Origin of the sequence: Devosia sp. (genome assembly GCF_034675085.1) — a bacterium.
Lineage (GTDB): Bacteria > Pseudomonadota > Alphaproteobacteria > Rhizobiales > Devosiaceae > Devosia.
Window position 1 is genome coordinate 1 of record NZ_JAUCDN010000040.1, and the last position, 16,219, is coordinate 16,219.

17 protein-coding genes are annotated in these 16,219 nt (G+C 63.5%); 5 read left to right on the top strand and 12 right to left on the bottom strand.

Annotated elements, in window-relative coordinates:
- On the top strand, positions 1 to 212 hold a 212-nt coding region (locus VDP82_RS04430; RefSeq protein WP_323013633.1), incomplete at its 5' end, for a hypothetical protein.
- Here the strand turns inward: VDP82_RS04430 and hpaI are convergent.
- From hpaI to hpaD, 7 genes are all read right to left on the bottom strand, one after another.
- A complete protein-coding gene (gene hpaI, locus VDP82_RS04435; RefSeq protein WP_323013634.1) occupies positions 203 to 1,012 on the bottom strand; it encodes a 4-hydroxy-2-oxoheptanedioate aldolase in 810 nt (269 codons plus the stop codon). The two genes, VDP82_RS04430 and hpaI, sit on opposite strands and share 10 nt — an antisense overlap.
- Before the next feature lie 10 nt (positions 1,013 to 1,022).
- Positions 1,023 to 1,826, bottom strand: coding sequence for a 2-oxo-hept-4-ene-1,7-dioate hydratase (hpaH, locus tag VDP82_RS04440; protein ID WP_323013635.1), 804 nt, complete (start codon positions 1,824 to 1,826; stop codon positions 1,023 to 1,025).
- On the bottom strand, positions 1,826 to 2,692 hold the full coding sequence (locus VDP82_RS04445) for a fumarylacetoacetate hydrolase family protein (protein WP_323013636.1): 867 nt from the start codon (positions 2,690 to 2,692) through the stop codon (positions 1,826 to 1,828). Before VDP82_RS04445 ends, hpaH begins: the two co-directional genes overlap by 1 nt.
- A gap of 14 nt (positions 2,693 to 2,706) precedes the next feature.
- Positions 2,707 to 4,161: an NADP-dependent succinate-semialdehyde dehydrogenase gene (gene gabD / locus VDP82_RS04450; protein WP_323013637.1), complete on the bottom strand. Its 1,455-nt coding sequence runs from the start codon at positions 4,159 to 4,161 to the stop codon at positions 2,707 to 2,709.
- Positions 4,162 to 4,254: 93 nt separating this feature from the next.
- Complete coding sequence (locus VDP82_RS04455) at positions 4,255 to 5,301, bottom strand: amidohydrolase family protein (RefSeq protein WP_323013638.1); 1,047 nt, start codon at positions 5,299 to 5,301, stop codon at positions 4,255 to 4,257.
- Positions 5,302 to 5,338: 37 nt separating this feature from the next.
- A complete protein-coding gene (locus VDP82_RS04460) occupies positions 5,339 to 6,664 on the bottom strand; it encodes an FAD-dependent monooxygenase (protein WP_323013639.1) in 1,326 nt (441 codons plus the stop codon).
- Positions 6,665 to 6,685: 21 nt separating this feature from the next.
- Positions 6,686 to 7,705: a 3,4-dihydroxyphenylacetate 2,3-dioxygenase gene (hpaD, locus tag VDP82_RS04465; RefSeq protein WP_323013640.1), complete on the bottom strand. Its 1,020-nt coding sequence runs from the start codon at positions 7,703 to 7,705 to the stop codon at positions 6,686 to 6,688.
- Positions 7,706 to 7,986: 281 nt separating this feature from the next.
- On the opposite strand from hpaD, the gene VDP82_RS04470 reads away from it, so the two are divergent.
- Complete coding sequence (locus tag VDP82_RS04470) at positions 7,987 to 8,376, top strand: RidA family protein (protein ID WP_323013641.1); 390 nt, start codon at positions 7,987 to 7,989, stop codon at positions 8,374 to 8,376.
- Between the two features lie 28 nt (positions 8,377 to 8,404).
- Here the strand turns inward: VDP82_RS04470 and VDP82_RS04475 are convergent, their stop codons facing one another.
- Genes VDP82_RS04475 through VDP82_RS04490 form a run of 4 tightly spaced genes read right to left on the bottom strand, consistent with a single transcriptional unit; the run spans position 8,405 to position 11,191 of the window.
- The gene (locus VDP82_RS04475) at positions 8,405 to 9,256 is read right to left on the bottom strand and encodes a fumarylacetoacetate hydrolase family protein (protein WP_323013642.1); all 852 of its coding nucleotides are present in this window, start codon (positions 9,254 to 9,256) and stop codon (positions 8,405 to 8,407) included.
- 13 nt (positions 9,257 to 9,269) lie between these two features.
- Complete coding sequence (locus tag VDP82_RS04480) at positions 9,270 to 9,671, bottom strand: nuclear transport factor 2 family protein (RefSeq protein ID WP_323013643.1); 402 nt, start codon at positions 9,669 to 9,671, stop codon at positions 9,270 to 9,272.
- Positions 9,671 to 10,453 carry an SDR family oxidoreductase gene (locus tag VDP82_RS04485; RefSeq protein ID WP_323013644.1) on the bottom strand — a complete coding sequence of 261 codons (783 nt, stop codon included), beginning with the start codon at positions 10,451 to 10,453 and terminating at the stop codon, positions 9,671 to 9,673. The genes VDP82_RS04480 and VDP82_RS04485 overlap by 1 nt, the downstream gene beginning before the upstream one ends.
- 12 nt (positions 10,454 to 10,465) lie before the next feature.
- A complete protein-coding gene (locus tag VDP82_RS04490; RefSeq protein ID WP_323013648.1) occupies positions 10,466 to 11,191 on the bottom strand; it encodes a dienelactone hydrolase family protein in 726 nt (241 codons plus the stop codon).
- 210 nt (positions 11,192 to 11,401) lie between these two features.
- Between VDP82_RS04490 and VDP82_RS04495 the strand changes: the two genes are divergently transcribed.
- From VDP82_RS04495 to VDP82_RS04505, 3 genes are all read left to right on the top strand, one after another.
- Positions 11,402 to 12,634 carry a DUF3500 domain-containing protein gene (locus VDP82_RS04495; protein WP_323013645.1) on the top strand — a complete coding sequence of 411 codons (1,233 nt, stop codon included), beginning with the start codon at positions 11,402 to 11,404 and terminating at the stop codon, positions 12,632 to 12,634.
- Positions 12,635 to 12,727: 93 nt separating this feature from the next.
- Positions 12,728 to 13,855, top strand: a complete 1,128-nt coding sequence (locus tag VDP82_RS04500) for an NADH:flavin oxidoreductase/NADH oxidase (RefSeq protein ID WP_323013646.1) — start codon at positions 12,728 to 12,730, stop codon at positions 13,853 to 13,855.
- 89 nt (positions 13,856 to 13,944) lie between these two features.
- Positions 13,945 to 14,373 (top strand): hypothetical protein, encoded by a 429-nt coding sequence (locus VDP82_RS04505; protein ID WP_323013647.1) that lies wholly within the window; start codon positions 13,945 to 13,947, stop codon positions 14,371 to 14,373.
- On the opposite strand, the gene VDP82_RS04510 is transcribed toward VDP82_RS04505, so the two are convergent.
- Positions 14,370 to 16,214, bottom strand: coding sequence for a potassium transporter Kup (locus VDP82_RS04510; RefSeq protein ID WP_323013649.1), 1,845 nt, complete (start codon positions 16,212 to 16,214; stop codon positions 14,370 to 14,372). The two genes, VDP82_RS04505 and VDP82_RS04510, sit on opposite strands and share 4 nt — an antisense overlap.
- Positions 16,215 to 16,219 lie beyond the last annotated feature (5 nt).

A 16,219-nucleotide genomic window follows, 5' to 3' on the forward strand; every position in this document is an offset into this window, starting at 1 on the left:
AAAATTGGCAAGCCAAAAATATTTTTATATACAAAATCGATTTTGGACTCCTCCCCACCGGATCATTGCAGCGCCGGCCGGAATCCAGACTGATCCCAGCGCCAGAGCGCGTGAAAGCAAGCGGATATGGTTTCCGCCGACGCCGGAATGGCCTGGTGGATGGAAGAGAGGCTGCGTGGAAAAAGGCTGCGGGACGGCGGGATCAGCCGTAGGGGTCTTTGGGTGGGCTAGAGGAGGTTTGGCCTCCCGCTTTGAAGTCGGCCAGCAGCTTGGAGGCCGCGTTGGCGAACAGGGTCACGTCATTGCCGATGGCCACGAAGGTCGCACCCAGATCGAGATAGCGCCGGGCCAGATGCTGGTCGCCGGTGAGGATGCCCGCCGGCTTGCCATGGGCGGTGATGCGGGCAATAGCGTCCTCCACCGCCGCCTGCACCTCGGGTTCGCCGGGCCGGCCCAGATAGCCCATATCGGCGGCGAGGTCGGAGGGACCGACGAAAACGCCGTCCACCCCTTCGGTGGTGGCGATCTCGTCCAGCGCCTCCAGTGCCTTGCGGCTCTCCACCTGCACCAGCAGGCACACCTGCTCATTGGCGGTGGGAAGATAATCGGCGATGCGGTTGAAATTGGAGGCGCGTGCCAGGGCCGCGCCGACGCCGCGAATGCCCTGGGGCGGATAGCGCATGGCCCGGGCGATCTCACGAGCCTGGGCGCCGCTTTCCACCATCGGCACCAGCAAGGTCTGTGCGCCGATATCGAGAAGCTGCTTGATCATCCAGGCTTCCCCCATTGGCGGCCGCACGACCGGATGGCTGGACGAGCCGGCCAGGGCCTGCAATTGCTGCATCAGCCCCGGCACGTCATTAGGGGCATGCTCCCCATCGAGCAGCAGCCAGTCATAGCCGGCCCCGCCAAGGATTTCGGCGGCATAGGGATTGGCCAGCGCCGCCCACAGGCCGATCTGCGCCCGCCCCTCCAGCAGCGCCTGCTTGAAGCAGTTCATGGGTGCGGGCATGGCTTTTCCTTTACGCGAAATGGCAACTCACGGTGCCATACGGCCCGAAATCGCTGGTGATGGTGTCGCCGTGCCGCGCTTCCACCGGGCGGATGAAGGAACCGGCAAGCACGATCTGGCCCGCCGAAATCCTATCGCCATAAGCGTGGAGCCGTCCAGCCAGCCAGGCTATGCCGCGCGCCGGATGATTGAGCACCCCTGCCCCCAGCCCGGTCTCTTCCACTTCTGCATTGCGCGAGACGATGGCCCCCATCCAGCGCATGTCCAGCGCATCGGGTCGCATCGGCCGGCCGCCGATGACAATGCCGGCATTGGCGGCGTTGTCGGCCACCGTATCAACGATACTGCGCGTCTTGCCGGTTTCGGGATCAACGCGCAGGACGCGGGTGTCGAGGATTTCCAGCGCCGGGGTGACATAGTCGGTGGCATTGAGCACGTCGAAGACGCTGACGTCGGGCCCGGCGAGGTCCGCCTTCATCACGAAGGCGATCTCCGCCTCGATGCGCGGCTGGATGAAGCGGCCCTTGGGAATAACAGCGCCATCGGCAAACAGCATGTCGTCGAACAACACGCCGGAATCGGGGATGTCGATATTGAGCGCATATTGCATGGCCTTGGAGGTCAGTCCGATCTTCCAGCCGATGACCCTGCGCCCGGCGGCGCGCTTGGCCTTGACCCATTCGGCTTGCACAGCATAGGCATCGTCCAGGCTCATGCCGGGATAAGCCAGCGACAAAAGCCCGATCTGGGCGCGATCACGCTCGGCGGCGTCGAGACTGGCGGCGGCGGCGGCGATCTGTTGGGCAGAGAGCATTAGCTGTCCTCGTCGGCGATGCTGTTGCGCAAAATGCCGATCCCCTCGGCCTCCACTTCCACCACGTCGCCCGGCTTGAGCCATACCGGCGGCTCGAGGCGCGCCCCGGCCCCGGTCGGGGTGCCGGTGACGATGATGTTGCCGGGCTTGAGGGTGGTGAAGGTGGAGACATAGGCGATGATGCGGCGGAAGGAGAACGTCATGCGGCTGGTGCGGTCGGATTGGCGCATTTCGCCGTTTACCCGGGTTTCGAGCGCGATATCGGCGATCTGCGCCTCGCTTTCGAAGGGGATAAGCCATGGCCCCAGGGCGCCGGAGCGGTCGAAATTCTTGCCCTGGGTGACGTTGAACTTGGCGTGGCGCATCCAGTCGCGCACCGAACCCTCATTGCAAAGCGTCAGCGCCGCGACATGATCCAGCGCCTCGACCTCACCGATACGACGGCCGGCCTTGCCGATGACCAGGGCAATTTCACCTTCATAATCAAGCTGTTCGCTTTCGGGCGGGCGGATCAGAGGCTGATCGTGCCCGACAAAGGAACCGGGAAAGCGCACGAAAAGGGATGGGTAGGCCGGCGCAGCCTGCCCATCCTTATATTCAGCATTGCGGTCAGGGAAATTGACCCCGACGCAGATGATCTTTTCCGGCGCGGAAAGGGGGATATCATAGGTGATGGCATCAAGCGGGTAGTCGGGCGCGACGCCCTCCAGATCGGCGGCGAGACGGGAAAGCGCCCCGGCGGCAATCACCGCCTTGAGGTCCGGCCATTGGGAATTACGGCGGCGCAGATCGATGACGCCAGCGGCGTTGACGATACCAAAAGAGTAACCGTCAGGGCCCTTAAAGCTAACATATCTCGGCCTCATCTTTCCCATCGCCATCACACGATGCCACCCAGGCAGACATATTTTATCTCGACGAATTCCTCGATGCCGTAGCGCGAGCCTTCGCGCCCCAACCCCGACGATTTCATGCCGCCGAAAGGCGCTTCGGCGGTCGAGACCAGACCGGTATTGACCCCGACCATGCCGTATTCGAGCGCCTCGGCCACCCGCCACACGCGCGAGAGATCGCGGGCGTAGAAATAGGAAGCCAGACCGAATTCGGTGTCATTGGCCTGGGCGATGACATCGGCCTCATCGGTGAAGCGGAAGAGCGGCGCCAACGGGCCAAAGGTTTCTTCGCGCGCCACCAACATGTCGGGGGTGACATCGGCCAGAACCGTCGCCTCGTAGAAAGTGCCGCCCAATACGTGCGGCCTGCCGCCGCGCAACACTTTGGCACCCTTGCCCAAAGCATCGGCCACGTGCTCCTCGACCTTTTCCAGCGCCGCCTGATCGATCAGCGGTCCCAGGATCACGCCTTCGTCAAAACCATTGCCGATCTTGAGCCCGCCCACCGCCGCGGCCAGCTTTTCCGCGAAAGCGTCATAGACGCCATCCTGCACGTAGATGCGGTTGGCGCAGACGCAGGTCTGACCGTTATTGCGGAACTTGGCGATCAGCGCGCCATCGACGGCGGCGTCCAGATCGGCGTCGTCGAAGACGATGAAGGGCGCATTGCCGCCCAGTTCCAGCCCCAGCTTCTTGATGGTGGGCGCGCTCTGCTTATAAAGCTCGGCCCCGACCTCGGTGGAACCGGTGAAGGTCAATTTGCGCACGATGGGATTGGCGGTCATCTCCGCCCCGATTTCGCGCGCCGAGCCCGTCACCACGCTGAACAGCCCCTTGGGCAGCCCCGCCCGCTCGGCCAGAACCGCCAGGGCGATGGCCGAGAACGGCGTTTGCGATGCGGGCTTGAGCACCATGGCGCAGCCGGCGGCCAGCGCCGGACCGGCCTTGCGGGTAATCATGGCATTGGGGAAATTCCACGGCGTGATGGCGGCAACGACGCCAATGGGCTGCTTGAGCACCATAATGCGCGCATCGGAGCGATGGCCGGGGATGAGGTCGCCATAGACGCGCCGCGCCTCCTCGGCGAACCATTCGATGAAGCTGGCGCCATAAACAATCTCGCCGGTGGCTTCGGCCAGGGGCTTGCCCTGCTCCAGCGTCAGGATGCGCCCGAGGTCATCCTTGTTGTCCATCATCAACTCGAACCAGCGTCGCAGGATATTGGCGCGCTCCTTGGCCGTGCGCGCCGCCCAGGATTTCTGCGCCGTTTCGGCAGCAGCGATAGCCTCGCGCGTCTCGGCGCCGCCCAATTTGGGCACATGGCCGATAATATCGCCCGTAGCGGGGTTGGTGACGCCGATGCCGGTTTTCACGTCGGCATCGATCCAGCGGCCGCCGACAAGCGCGGCCTGGCGAAAAAGCGAGGAATCCTTGAGCTGCATGGCTTCACTCCTTTGGGGGTGTTGGAAAGCGTTTCCAAAGGAAAACGTTCATCCGGCGCCGGGGCGTTCCAGGCGCCGGATTTTTATTCAGCCTCAGATGCCGAAGAGCTTGGCGGCATTGCCGCCCAGAATCTTGGTCTTGGCCTCGTCCGATATGTCGAGCGCCTGCACCGTCGGCACGCCGTCGAAGAACCAGTCCTTGCGAATGGGATAGGAGGCGCCATAAAGGATATTGTCCTCGCCCAGCACTTCGATGGCGCATTCAAGCTGCTTCTTGCCCCATTGCGGGGGCCCGGAAATGTCGAAGAACAGGTTCTTGCGCAGCTGCTCGCGCAGCCTGGACTCGCCGGTGTCGAAACGATCCACCGTATCGCCGTAATTGTGCCTGGGCTGGGGCACCAGCATGTCGACAAAGGCGAAGAACCCGCCGCCCAGCATGGAATGGCTGAGGCGCAACTCGGGAAAGCGGTCGAAAAGCCCCGAGAACAGCTCGCGCCCCACCGCCGTGCCCTGCGCGATGCAGCGGCCATATTGGCGGCGCTGGTTGTTGTAATCGAGGATGGAGCCGTGATCGACCGGCAGCGGGGTATGGTGCACCACCGCCGGCAGCTTGCGGTCGTTCAGGAACTCGAAATAGGGGAAGAACGCCTCGTCATCGAGATAGATGTCGCCATATTTGCAGGCGAGTTGCACGCCCTTGAAGCCGAGCTGGTCGATACAGCGCTCGACTTCGGTCAGCGTCGCCTTGTCGCCCCAGGGCGGCGCCACGGCCAGCGCGGTGAAGCGCCCATTGGAGCGCGATACATATTCGGCCAGGCCGTCATTGATGCGCTTCGAGGTATCCAGGTTCAGCCATTCCTGCCAGACGGGAATGCGGAACACGGCCTGGTCGATGCCGGCCTTGTCCATGTCGGCCAGCTGGCTCTCGATATTATACTGGCCCTCGGCATAGTTGATGTTCACATAGCCCTTGGGCTCTTCGATGATGATCTGGTTGAGGTTCTTGCCCTCGATCGGCTCCATGCGGATATGGATGCCGTGCTGGCGCGGAATGCAGTCCATCATCGCTTCGCGCAGCGTCTCGTCGGTAAACAGCGTATCGGGCAGCCAATGCATATTGGCGTCGATCACCTTGGTCATTCTCAGTCCTTTCTGGAAATTCGGATAACAGCGGATTCTAGCCCGCCGTTCGCGCCGCGCCCCTGGCGCCGGCGATATCGGTGCCGACATTGGCCTTCTGCGCGCGGCCCTCGTCGAAGAAGCTCTCGCGGAAGCCCAGCGGCCCGGCATCGTCGGGACGCTGCATGCCGGCCATGCGGTGGTATTCGAGGAAGATTTTCTCGCATTCGGCGATGGGAAAGATCGTCTCGATGTCATCGAACGGCTTGCCGCCCGAACGTTCCTCGACGATGCGTCGCACCACTTCGGGCCCTTCGCCGCGATTGGCGATGACCAGGCGGTTGGCGAATTCCCGGCGTGCGCCTTCATAGGCGGCGAGCGCGGCAACGGGATCTTGCATTTCCGCCAGCTTTTCGGCCAGCACCCGCGCATCCACCAGCGCCTGGCACAGGCCATTGCCGCCGCGCGGATACATGGCATGGGCGGCATCGCCCGTCAGGGTGACCCGGCCGAAGGACCATTGATCGAGCGGATCGCGGTCGATCAGCGGATAGAGATAGACCTCGCGCGCATTGCGGATGATCTCGCCGGGGTTGACGAAATCAAGTTTGCACTCGTCGAAATTATGCGCGATCTCGTCGGGGCTCACCCGCTGGTTCCAGTCTTCGAGCGATTTGGGCTGGCCATTCTGCTCGACCACCCAGTTGATGAGCTGGCTGCCTTCGCCGTCGACATTGTTGGCGATGGGATAGACGATCATGCTGCCCTGGGCGATCGGATCGCCCAGATGCAGAATGGTGCCGCCATTGCGGTAGGGCTTCATCACAGTGACGCCGCGCCACATGGCGATGCCCGAATAATGGCTGCCCCTCGAGCCGGGGATGAGTTGATCGCGTACAGCCGACTTGATGCCGTCGGCCCCCACCAGCACATCGTGCCGGACGCTCTGGGCGGCCTCGAAATGCACGGTGACGCCGTTTTCGTCCTGCTCGAAGCCGGCGCAGCGCGCGCCCAGCTTCACTGAATCCGGCCCGAGGCGCTTGAGCACCGCGTCGTAAAGCATCATCTGCAACGTGCCGCGATGGACGAACCGCTGCTCGTGCGGATAGCCCATGTGTTTGCCGCACTTTTCGCCATAGATCATCTGGCCGTAGCGGGTGAAGAACAGGGAGTCGATGGCCTCGACCGAAATGGCGCGAAACTCCTCAAGGAGCCCCATCTCGGTGATTTCCTTGGTGCCATAGACCTTGATGTCGACGCCAACCCCCAGCGGCTTCAGCTCGGGAGCGGCTTCATAGATGGTGGGCCTGAAACCCTTCTGGTGCAGGCGCAGCGCCAAGGCCAGGCCACCCGGCCCCGCGCCGATGATCGCGATATTCAGCATTGCTCTTTCTCCTCTGCGCGCCTAGGCCCGCTCCGCCGCCCTACGGGCCAGGAACCGCTCCAGCGTCGGCAGTTCCACGTTTTCGGCGGGCATTTGCGGATCGATGCCGGCAAACCGGGTTGCCTCGGCAAACCACTGCTCCTGCGCCGGCAGGCCCCATTGGTCGGCGCGGCGCGGGTCCTCAAGGTCCCAGGCCAGGGGCGGCTCGATATCGATATTCTGGTAGTGGGTGTTGAACAGCTCGATCCGGTGCCCGTCGGGATCGCGGAAATAGATGAACATGGCGCCGCTGATGCCATGCCGGCCCGGACCGCGCTCGAGCCGCTGCCCGATGCCCAGCGCGCCGGCGACGTCGCAGGCGCGGATCATGTCGCTGGCGTCACGCAGCGTATAGGCGAAATGGTGGATGCGCGGCCCCGGCCCATGGGTGAACACCAGGTCGTGCGGATTGCCCTTGCGCTGCATCCATACGCCCCAGAGCTTTTCCGACCCGTCCTCGCGGCGCGAAAAGGTGTATTCGCTGGTGCGAAAACCCAGCGGCCGGTAAAAGGCGTAGGACGCGCCGACATCGCTCGACTGGAGCTGATAGTGATCGAGGCGCTGGGCGCTGGCGCCGCGGTAGCGGTCATAGGCCATCATCAGGCGCGGACGGAATTCCATGCTGGCACACAGTTCCAGCGGCACACTCAGGCTGTCGCACACATGCAGGGTCAGCCCCTGATAGGGCACGTCGACCAATGCGGAAGCAATGCCCGCACTGTCGAAATACGCCTTGGCGGCGTGGATATCGTCATCTGTCTGCACACGGAAGCCGATGCGCTGGCATACCGGGTCGCCGCCTTTGCGCAGGACCAGGCTGTGGTGACAGCTCTCTTCCATGCCACGCAGATAGACCGCCTCACCATCTTCGTCGCTGACCACAAGGCCGACCAGATCGGTATAGAAGGCCTTGCTGGCCTCGAGATCGGCCACGGTCAACACGACATGGCTGGCCCGCGTGACGTTGAATGGGGGATGCAGGACGAATTCATCCATGCTCATGCAATTTCCTCCCGGCTCGGCAGGTCCCAACCCGCCCTTGCTGGCCTCAAACTGGCCCGCGCCGCCGGAGCAAGACAAGCATGCAAAGCGCTTTTGTTCACATAGCGAAACTTCCCCTCCCATCAGAAAAACCTATTGCCCAAACGGATGCTACGGATTCCGCAATGTGAAAACTTGCGCCGTTTTGCCTTGAGCCCATCCCTTCGCTCATTGCTTGCTTTACCCGCCAAAGGCGGCTTGTGCCTTTTGGAAATTCGCAGCAGCATGAAGAGGTTAGCCGGATGGCGCAGAAACGATCCAGCATCTATGTGGAAGGGTTCGCCCACCGCAATCCGGTTCCGGCCGCCTGCCGCATCGGCAATCTGGTCTATTCGGGCGGCATTCACGGCCTCGACCCGGAGACCGGTAAAACGGCCGAGGGCATGGAGCGGCAATGCGAACTGATGTTCGCCCATGTGCGCGCCATTGCCGCCGCCGCCGGGGCCACGCCCGACGATATCGTCAAGATGACGCTGTGGATGAAGGACCGCTCGCAGCGCGACCTGGTCAATCCGCATTGGGAAGCGCTGTTTCCCGACCCCAACAACCGGCCCACGCGCCACGCCCTCAAGGCCGATCTGGAAAACGGCATGCTGATCCAATGCGATTTCATCGCGATATTGGATGATTGAAGAAGGGCCCCTATGGGGCCCGTTTCCGTTACGCCTCTTCGGCGACGATGCGGTTCTCGATAGCACCCAGTCCGCCGATTTCGGCACGCACCACATCGCCCGGCTTGAGGAAGCGCCCACTGGGCGCGCCGATGCCCGAAGGCGTGCCGGTGGCCAGGATATCGCCGGGCTCCAGGGTCATCACCGTGCTCAGATATTCGATCTGCGCCCAGATGTCGTAGATCATGTCGTCAGTGGGATGCTCCTGGCGCAATTCGCCATTGACCCAGAGCTTCATCTCCAAAGCCAGCGGGTCGGCCACCGCGTCATCGGTGGTGATCCAGGGCCCGGTGGGCCCGAAGCTGTCGAAGCTCTTGCCCAGGGTGAAGGTGGGCGAGCGCTTGAGCCAGTCGCGCGCCGACACATCGTTGACCACCATATAGCCGGCAATGACCGAGCGCGCCTCGGCGGCCTTGACGTTGCGGCAGCGCCTGCCGATCACCACGCCCAGCTCGACTTCGTAGTCCACCGCCTCGGCGGCGTTCCATTTGACCACGGGATCGAAGGGCCCGTTGATGCAGCTCACCTGCTTGTTGAACCAGAGCTGGGAATAGGGCACCGGAATGCCGGCCTGCCGCGCTTCCTCGGCGTGCTTGGCATAGTTCATGCCGATGCCGAGGAATTTGGAGGCGTCGGGAAGTGGGGCTTCGAGCCGAACATCGGGGAGCGCGAAGCGCTGGCCATCGGCCGCCTCCAGCGCCGGGCGCAATTCGGGCAGGCTGGCGATCAGCGCCCGCATGGAGCCGGTCACGCCCGGCACCGCCGAAAGATCGACCACCTGGTCGCCATCGAGCTTGCCGATGCGCGTTTGCCCCGAATGGGTAAAGCGGAGAAGTTTCATGCTTTCGTTCCGTCTATGAGGCCCGCCGGGCCAGGGTGATCTGGGAGAGCAGCACCTGCCAGCCCGCCGGGCCGCGTATGGCCACCACCGTGCCCATGCCCTCGAGCGCGGCGATCTCGTCGGTTTCCATGCGGCGCACGCGGTTGATGGTGGAGCCGACAAGGAGCGCCGTCCGCCCATCCGAATGCAGTAAAATCTCGCCCCGCTCGATGGACAGGAACCCGCCCATGCGCCGCACATGGGCGATGAAATCGGCCTTGCGATGCACCTGGCCGGAGGAATGGATATGCTGCAAATCATTGGCAAGGATACGGTCCAGCATCTCGGCATCGGCAGCGATCAGCGCCGCCTTGCGCGCATCTTCGAAGGCCAGAAGCTCGCGGCCGAGCGGGGAGGCCGGATCAATTTGCTCCATCAGATCAACCCCTCGTAACTGCCGCCGTCGAGCTGTAGATTCTGCCCGGAAATGAACCCGGCCTGCGCCGAGCAGAGATAGGCGCAGGCATCGCCGAATTCCTCGGGGCTGCCATAGCGCTTGGCGGCGATGGTACTGGCGGCGCGGCTGCGGGCCTCTTCATAGCTGATGCCGGCCTGCGCCATCAGGCGCCGGGCCATGAATTCCTGCCTTGGCGTGTCGATGCGCTCGGGCAGGATATTGTTGATGGTCACATTGTCGGCCACCACCTCACGGCTGATGGCCTTGGAAATCGCGGTCAGCGCCGCGCGCGCCGAGGTGGAAAGCCCCATCATGTAATGGGGCGATTTCACCATGGCCGAAGTGATGTTGACGATGCGTCCGAAACGACGCGCCTGCATGCCGGGCAAAAAGGCGCGGATCAACTGCACTGCCGGCACGAAATTGGCGTTCATGGCGCCGGCCAGCGCCGCCTCGTCCCAATCCTCCAGCGCACCGGGCGGCGGGCCGGCATTGTTGGTGACCAGAATATCCAGCTCGGACAAAGCCGCGACGATGGCGGCGCGCCCTTCGGCGCTATTGAGGTCGGCGGCAATGGCATGGATGACGGCATCGGGCAATTCGGCACGCAGCGCCTCGACCGTTCGCGCCAGCTTTTCCGCGTCGCGGCCATTGAGCCAGACCTCGGCCCCCTCGCGCGCCAGCGCCCGCGCACAGGCCAAGCCCAGCCCTTGCGACGAGCCGCAGACGAAGGCGCGGCGATTGCGAATGCCCAGATCCATCAGCCCGCTCGCCTATGCCAGAACATCTTGGAAAAATTTGCGCATCGCCGCCCAGGAGCGGCGCTCGGCCCGCGCATCGAAGCCTGCGAAAGGTGGTTGCCCGGGGCGATCGGGCTCGGTGAAGGCATGTTTGGCGCCGCCGTAAAGATTCGTCTCCCAGGCGACATTCGCCGCGCTCATGCCGGCCTCGACACGCAGCCGATCCTCCTGCCGCGCCATGGGATCGGCGGCCCCGGTGCAGACAAGCACGCTCGCGCCGGCCTGCCCGCTCCAGTCATCTTCCACCATGTCCAGCCCGCCATGGAAGCTGACGACACCCTTGAGCGCGCCGCCCTTGCGGGCAAATTCGAGAACGCCGGTTCCGCCGAAGCAGTAGCCCAACGCGCCGATGCGGCTATTGTCGACGCCTGGCTGGGCAATAAGCGCCGCCCGCGCCGCCTCGATGCGACCCATCCACATATCCCTGTGACCGGCAAAAGCACCCAGCCGGGGGCCGATGGCAGCCGGATCGGAAATAAGCTCCCGCCCGCCCCAGAGATCGACCGCCAGCACCGCATGGCCAAAGCCAGCCAAACACTCGGCGCGGGACAGGATGAAGCCGTCCAATCCATGGGCGCCATGCAGCACCAGAATGCCCGGCCGCTCCCCCTGCCCTTCTGGCATGAAGAACCGGCCCAGCATCTCGGCTCCGCCATAGCCATAGGCCAGATCCCGTGCAGCCACCGCGCCCATCGGCATCGTCTCCAAACTCGTCTTGCGCACAGACAAGCCACTCGCTTCCCACCCGTCCAGCGCAGCGGTCGGTTTCTTTCACATTGCGAAAACTCTGCCGGAAGCCTGCCTCTGTCGGGCGGCGAGTTTCCGCCATATGAACATTTCGTCGCACCGGGCTTGCCCACTATTCGCGTGCGCTCCCAAAATGCCGCCGACACCCTGCGGAGGACGAGAATGACCGGTGCCGATTATCGCGATTACATCTGGCCCGAATCCTATGACCGGGTGGGCAAGTCGCATGGGCTGGACCCCATCACCTATTCGCAGCCGGTTCTCTCCACACCCAAGGCCATTGCCCTCAAGGCGGAATGGAAACGCCTTTCGGAGGAGCCCTATCGCGGCATCACCCATGACGGCGTGGTGGAAGAAGGGCTCTATGAACTGGCCGATGAGGGCTTTCCCGTCGAGGCGGCGGTCTCGGCCGCCGAGGCGCTGCTGGCCACGCTGAGCTCTGAACAGCGCGCCGCAGCCTCTTATCCCATCGACGCCAGTGAATGGCGCGGCTGGTACAATCCCGAACTGGTGTTCAACACCAATGGCATCCGGCTGGAGACAGTTTCGGACGCCAGTCGCGAGGCCTTCCTGGGCCTGCTCGCCGCCTGCACCTCGGCGCGCGGCTTCGAGAAAATCCGGCACCTGATGAAGGCCAATCTTTTCCTGGGCGAGCTATATGATCTGCGCAGGATCATGAGCGAATGGACCTATCACTTCCTTATCTTCGGCACGCCTTCGCCCACCGAGCCCTGGGGCTGGAACCTTTATGGCCACCATATCGGCTTCAACGTGCTCATCATCGGCCGGCAGATGGTGATTTCCCCCACCTTCATGGGCACCGAGCCCAATAACATCGCGCTGCAAAGCGGCGAGCGCTTCACCCTGTTCAAGCGCGAAGAGGAGCAGGGGTTGCGACTGATGCAGTCGCTGTCACCCGAGCTGCGCGAGCGCGCCACTCTTTATAAGCTTATGGAAGACCCCGCCATGCCGGGCTGGCGTTTCAACTTCGCCGACCAGCGCCATCTGGGCGGCGCCTTCCAGGACAATCGCATCGTGCCCATCGAAGGCGTGCCGGTGTCCGAATTCACCTCCGGCCAGCAGGCGGCGGTGCTGAAGCTGGTCGAAACCTTTTACGAGCACTGGCCCGATGGCCCACGCGCCGCGCGCATGGCCCAGATCGAGGCGCATCTGGACCGCACCCTGTTCAGTTGGATCGGGGGGCATGGCGACGACGACCCGTTTTATTTCCACATCCATTCGCCGGTGGTGATGATCGAATTCGACCATCATTCCGGCATGTGGCTGAGCAATACCGTGCCGAAAAAATTCCATGTCCATGTCATCACCCGCCTGCCCAATGGCAATGACTACGGCAAGGAACTGCTGCGCCTGCATGCGCTCAAGCGAGCATGATCGTGCACAATTTTCTTTCATCGGCACTTGCCGATGGAGGTGGAAAGCTCCATCTATGGCGCAGTTTTTTCGCACTGCATCAGACGAGTCTCCATGTCCAAGCTGTTTTCGCCCGTTAGCCTGCGCGGCCTCACCCTGCGCAACCGCACCGTCGTCGCCCCCATGTGCCAGTATTCGGCGCAGGACGGTTTCGCCAATGACTGGCATTTCGTGCATCTGGGGCGTTTTGCCCTGGGCGGGTTCGGGCTGGTGATGCTGGAAGCCACGGGCGTGGTGCCCGAGGGGCGTATTTCCTACGCCGATCTGGGCCTGTGGAAGGACGAACAGATCGCTCCGCTCGCCCGCATCGTCGATTTCCTGCATGGCCAGGGCGCTGCCGCCGGCATCCAGCTCGCCCATGCGGGGCGCAAGGCCTCGACACCCCTGCCCTGGCGCAATGGTTTCGACGAAACCGAGGCCGAAAAGACGGCGCTGCATTTCGAAAGCTGGACGCCAGTGGCCCCCAGCGCCGAAATCCATGCCGAAAACAAGAATTTCACCACCCCCACGGCTCTCGACAAGGCCGGCATCCGCAACGTCATCGACGCTTTCGTCGCGGCCGCCATCCGCGCCGAAAAGGCCGGCTTCGATACCATCGAAATCCATGCCGCCCATGGGTATCTTCTCAACCAGTTCCTCTCCCCGCTCGCCAACAAGCGCACCGACGACTATGGCGGCAGCCGCGAAAACCGCATGCGACTGGTGCTGGAGGTGACCGAAGCCGTGCGCGCCGTCTGGCCGGCGCACAAGCCGCTGCTCGTGCGCCTGTCGGCCAGCGACTGGCACCCCGAGGGCTGGCAGATCGAGGACAGCGTGGTTCTGGCGCGTGAACTCAAGGCGCGCGGCGTTGACGCCATCGATACCTCCAGCGGCGGCTTCGAGGGCGCGGCCATTCCGCTCGGCGCCGGTTATCAGGTGCCCTTCGCCGAGGCGATCCGCGAGGGGGCCGACATCCCCACCATGGCGGTTGGCCTGCTGGGCGACGCCGCAGAAGCAGAGGCCATCATCGAAAGCGGCAGGGCCGATTTCATCGCGCTGGCTCGCGGCGCGCTGGACGATCCCAACTGGCCGGTGCATGCCCGCCACGAATTGGGCGTTACCGACTATGATCTGTGGCCCAAGCAGACCAATCGCGTGCGCGAGCGCGACCGTTCGCTGGGCCTGCGCGCCTTCACCCGCTAGGACTTGAGCCCAAAACCACCATCGCGGCATCCCAAATCCGCCGCGATTGCCGCGCCAGACTGGCGGCCAGGAGAAACCGGGAGAGATCCATGGACACCAAGGCCGCCATTCTGGCGCTGATGAGCCTCTGGGGCGTCGGCTCCTGCCTCACCCTGCCCGCCAGCGCCGAGGACGTGCCCGAAAGCGCCGGCGAGGCGGAAGAGACGGACAATCCTCTGCTCAACAAGGTCTGGGTGCGCATCGACGCCGATCCGGCGCTGCCCGGTCCCATGCAGATCTTTCTCGCCGATGGCACGCTGGTCAGCGACAGCTGCTGGGAAACTTATCGGCTCTCGAAATGGCAGCAGGTCTCCGACATGGAAATCAGCTGGGACGAGGATGGAACCACGATCAATGCCGATATCGCCACCTTGACCCATGACGAGCTGGTGCTGACCCTCAAGCTGGGCGAGGACGTGCAGGAACAGCACTATATCTCCGCCCAGGCGCCCTATGTCTGCCCGGACATGGAGCGCTAAAGCACCACCTGCGTGCCGATTTCGACCACGCGACCGGTGGGAATGTGGAAATATTCCGTCGCATCGCTGGCATTGCGCGCCAGCCGGGCGAAGAGCCGATCCTGCCAGTAGCGCAGAAAGTGACTGGTCTTGGGGCCGGATTTGAGCGAGCGCCGCGACAGGAAGAACGAGGTCGACATGATGTCGAATTTCCAGCCTAGCTTGCGCGCCAGCATCAGCGCCTTGGGCAGGTTCGGGCTTTCCATATAGCCGAAAGTCACCACCACGCGGCTGAACAGCTCGTTATAGGCGTCGATGGTGATCTTCTCGTCGTCGGGCACGCGCGGGGAAACCGATGTCCGCACGGTGAGGATAACGTTCTTTTCGTGCAGCACCTTGTAATGCTTGAGGCTATGCAGGAGCGCAGTAGGGGCCCCCTCGATATCGCTGGTGAGGAAAACCGCAGTGCCCGGCACCAGCGTCGGCTTCTTCTTGGCGAGATTGTCGACGAGAAATTGCAGCGGCACCTCGTCGCGCCGGGTCTTTTCCGAGAGGCGCTTGCGCCCCGCCATCCAGCTCCACATCACGATGCCCACCAGCAGCGCCACCACCGCCGGCACCCAGCCGCCCTGCACCAGCTTGGCGGCATTGGCGGCGAAAAAGCCGCCATCGATCAGTGCGAAGGCCAGACCGAAGGCGATGACCGCCAGCGGGTGCCACTTCCAGTTGCGCCACATGACCACCACCAGCAGCGACAGCGTCATCACCATGACGCCGGAAACGGCGATGCCATAGGCATGCGAGAGGGCGCTGGAGCTGCCGAAGCCCAGCACCAGCATCAGCACGCCCACCATCAGCATGGAATTGATCTGCGGCATGTAGATCTGACCGCTCTGGGTGGCCGATGTGTGCAGCACCACCATGCGCGGCAGCATGTTGAGGGCGATGGCCTGCTGGGTGAGGCTGAACGTGCCCGAAATCACCGCCTGGCTGGCAATGATGGTCGCGGCGGTCGCCAGCCCCACGAAGGGACCGATGGCCCATTCCGGCTGCATCTCGAAAAACGGGCTCGACACATTGCCGACGCCCACGGAGAGAACGAAGGCCCCCTGCCCGAAATAATTGAGCAGCAGGCACGGAAACACCAGCGCGAACCAAACGATGACGATGGGCTTGCGCCCGAAATGGCCCAGATCGACATAAAGCGCTTCCGCCCCGGTGACGGCCAGGAACACCGCGCCCATGACCACGAAGGCCAGGCCGAAATGGGTGAAGATGAATTGCAGGCCCAGGAACGGATTGAGGGCCCAGAGCACGGCGGGATAGGCAATGATGTGGACCAGGCCCGAAAAGCCCAGCACCAGGAACCACAACCCCGTCACCGGACCGAAAAACACCGACACCCGCTGCGAGCCGAACCGCTGCACGGCAAAAACGCCGATGATGATCACCAGAGTGATCGGCACCACCCAGCGCTCCATGCCCGGCGCCACCAGCTTCACCCCCTCTATGGCCGACAGAACCGACATGGCCGGGGTGATGATGGCATCGCCGAAGAACATGGCCGCGCCCATGACGCCCATCACCGTGATCCAGGCCGGAGGATTGATGAAGGTCTTGCGCGCCAGCGCCATCAGCGACAGCGTGCCGCCTTCCCCGTTATTATCGGCCCGCGTGACGAAGAACACATATTTGACCGTGACCGTGAGCGTGAGCGCCCAGACGATCAGCGAGAGCAGGCCGAGGATTTCGCTGTCGGCCGTCGAGGCGCCCGGCTGCACGCGCATCGCCTCGCGGAAGGCGTAGATGGGGCTGGTGCCGATATCGCCGAACACTACCCCCAGCGCGCCCAGCATCAGCATGGGCA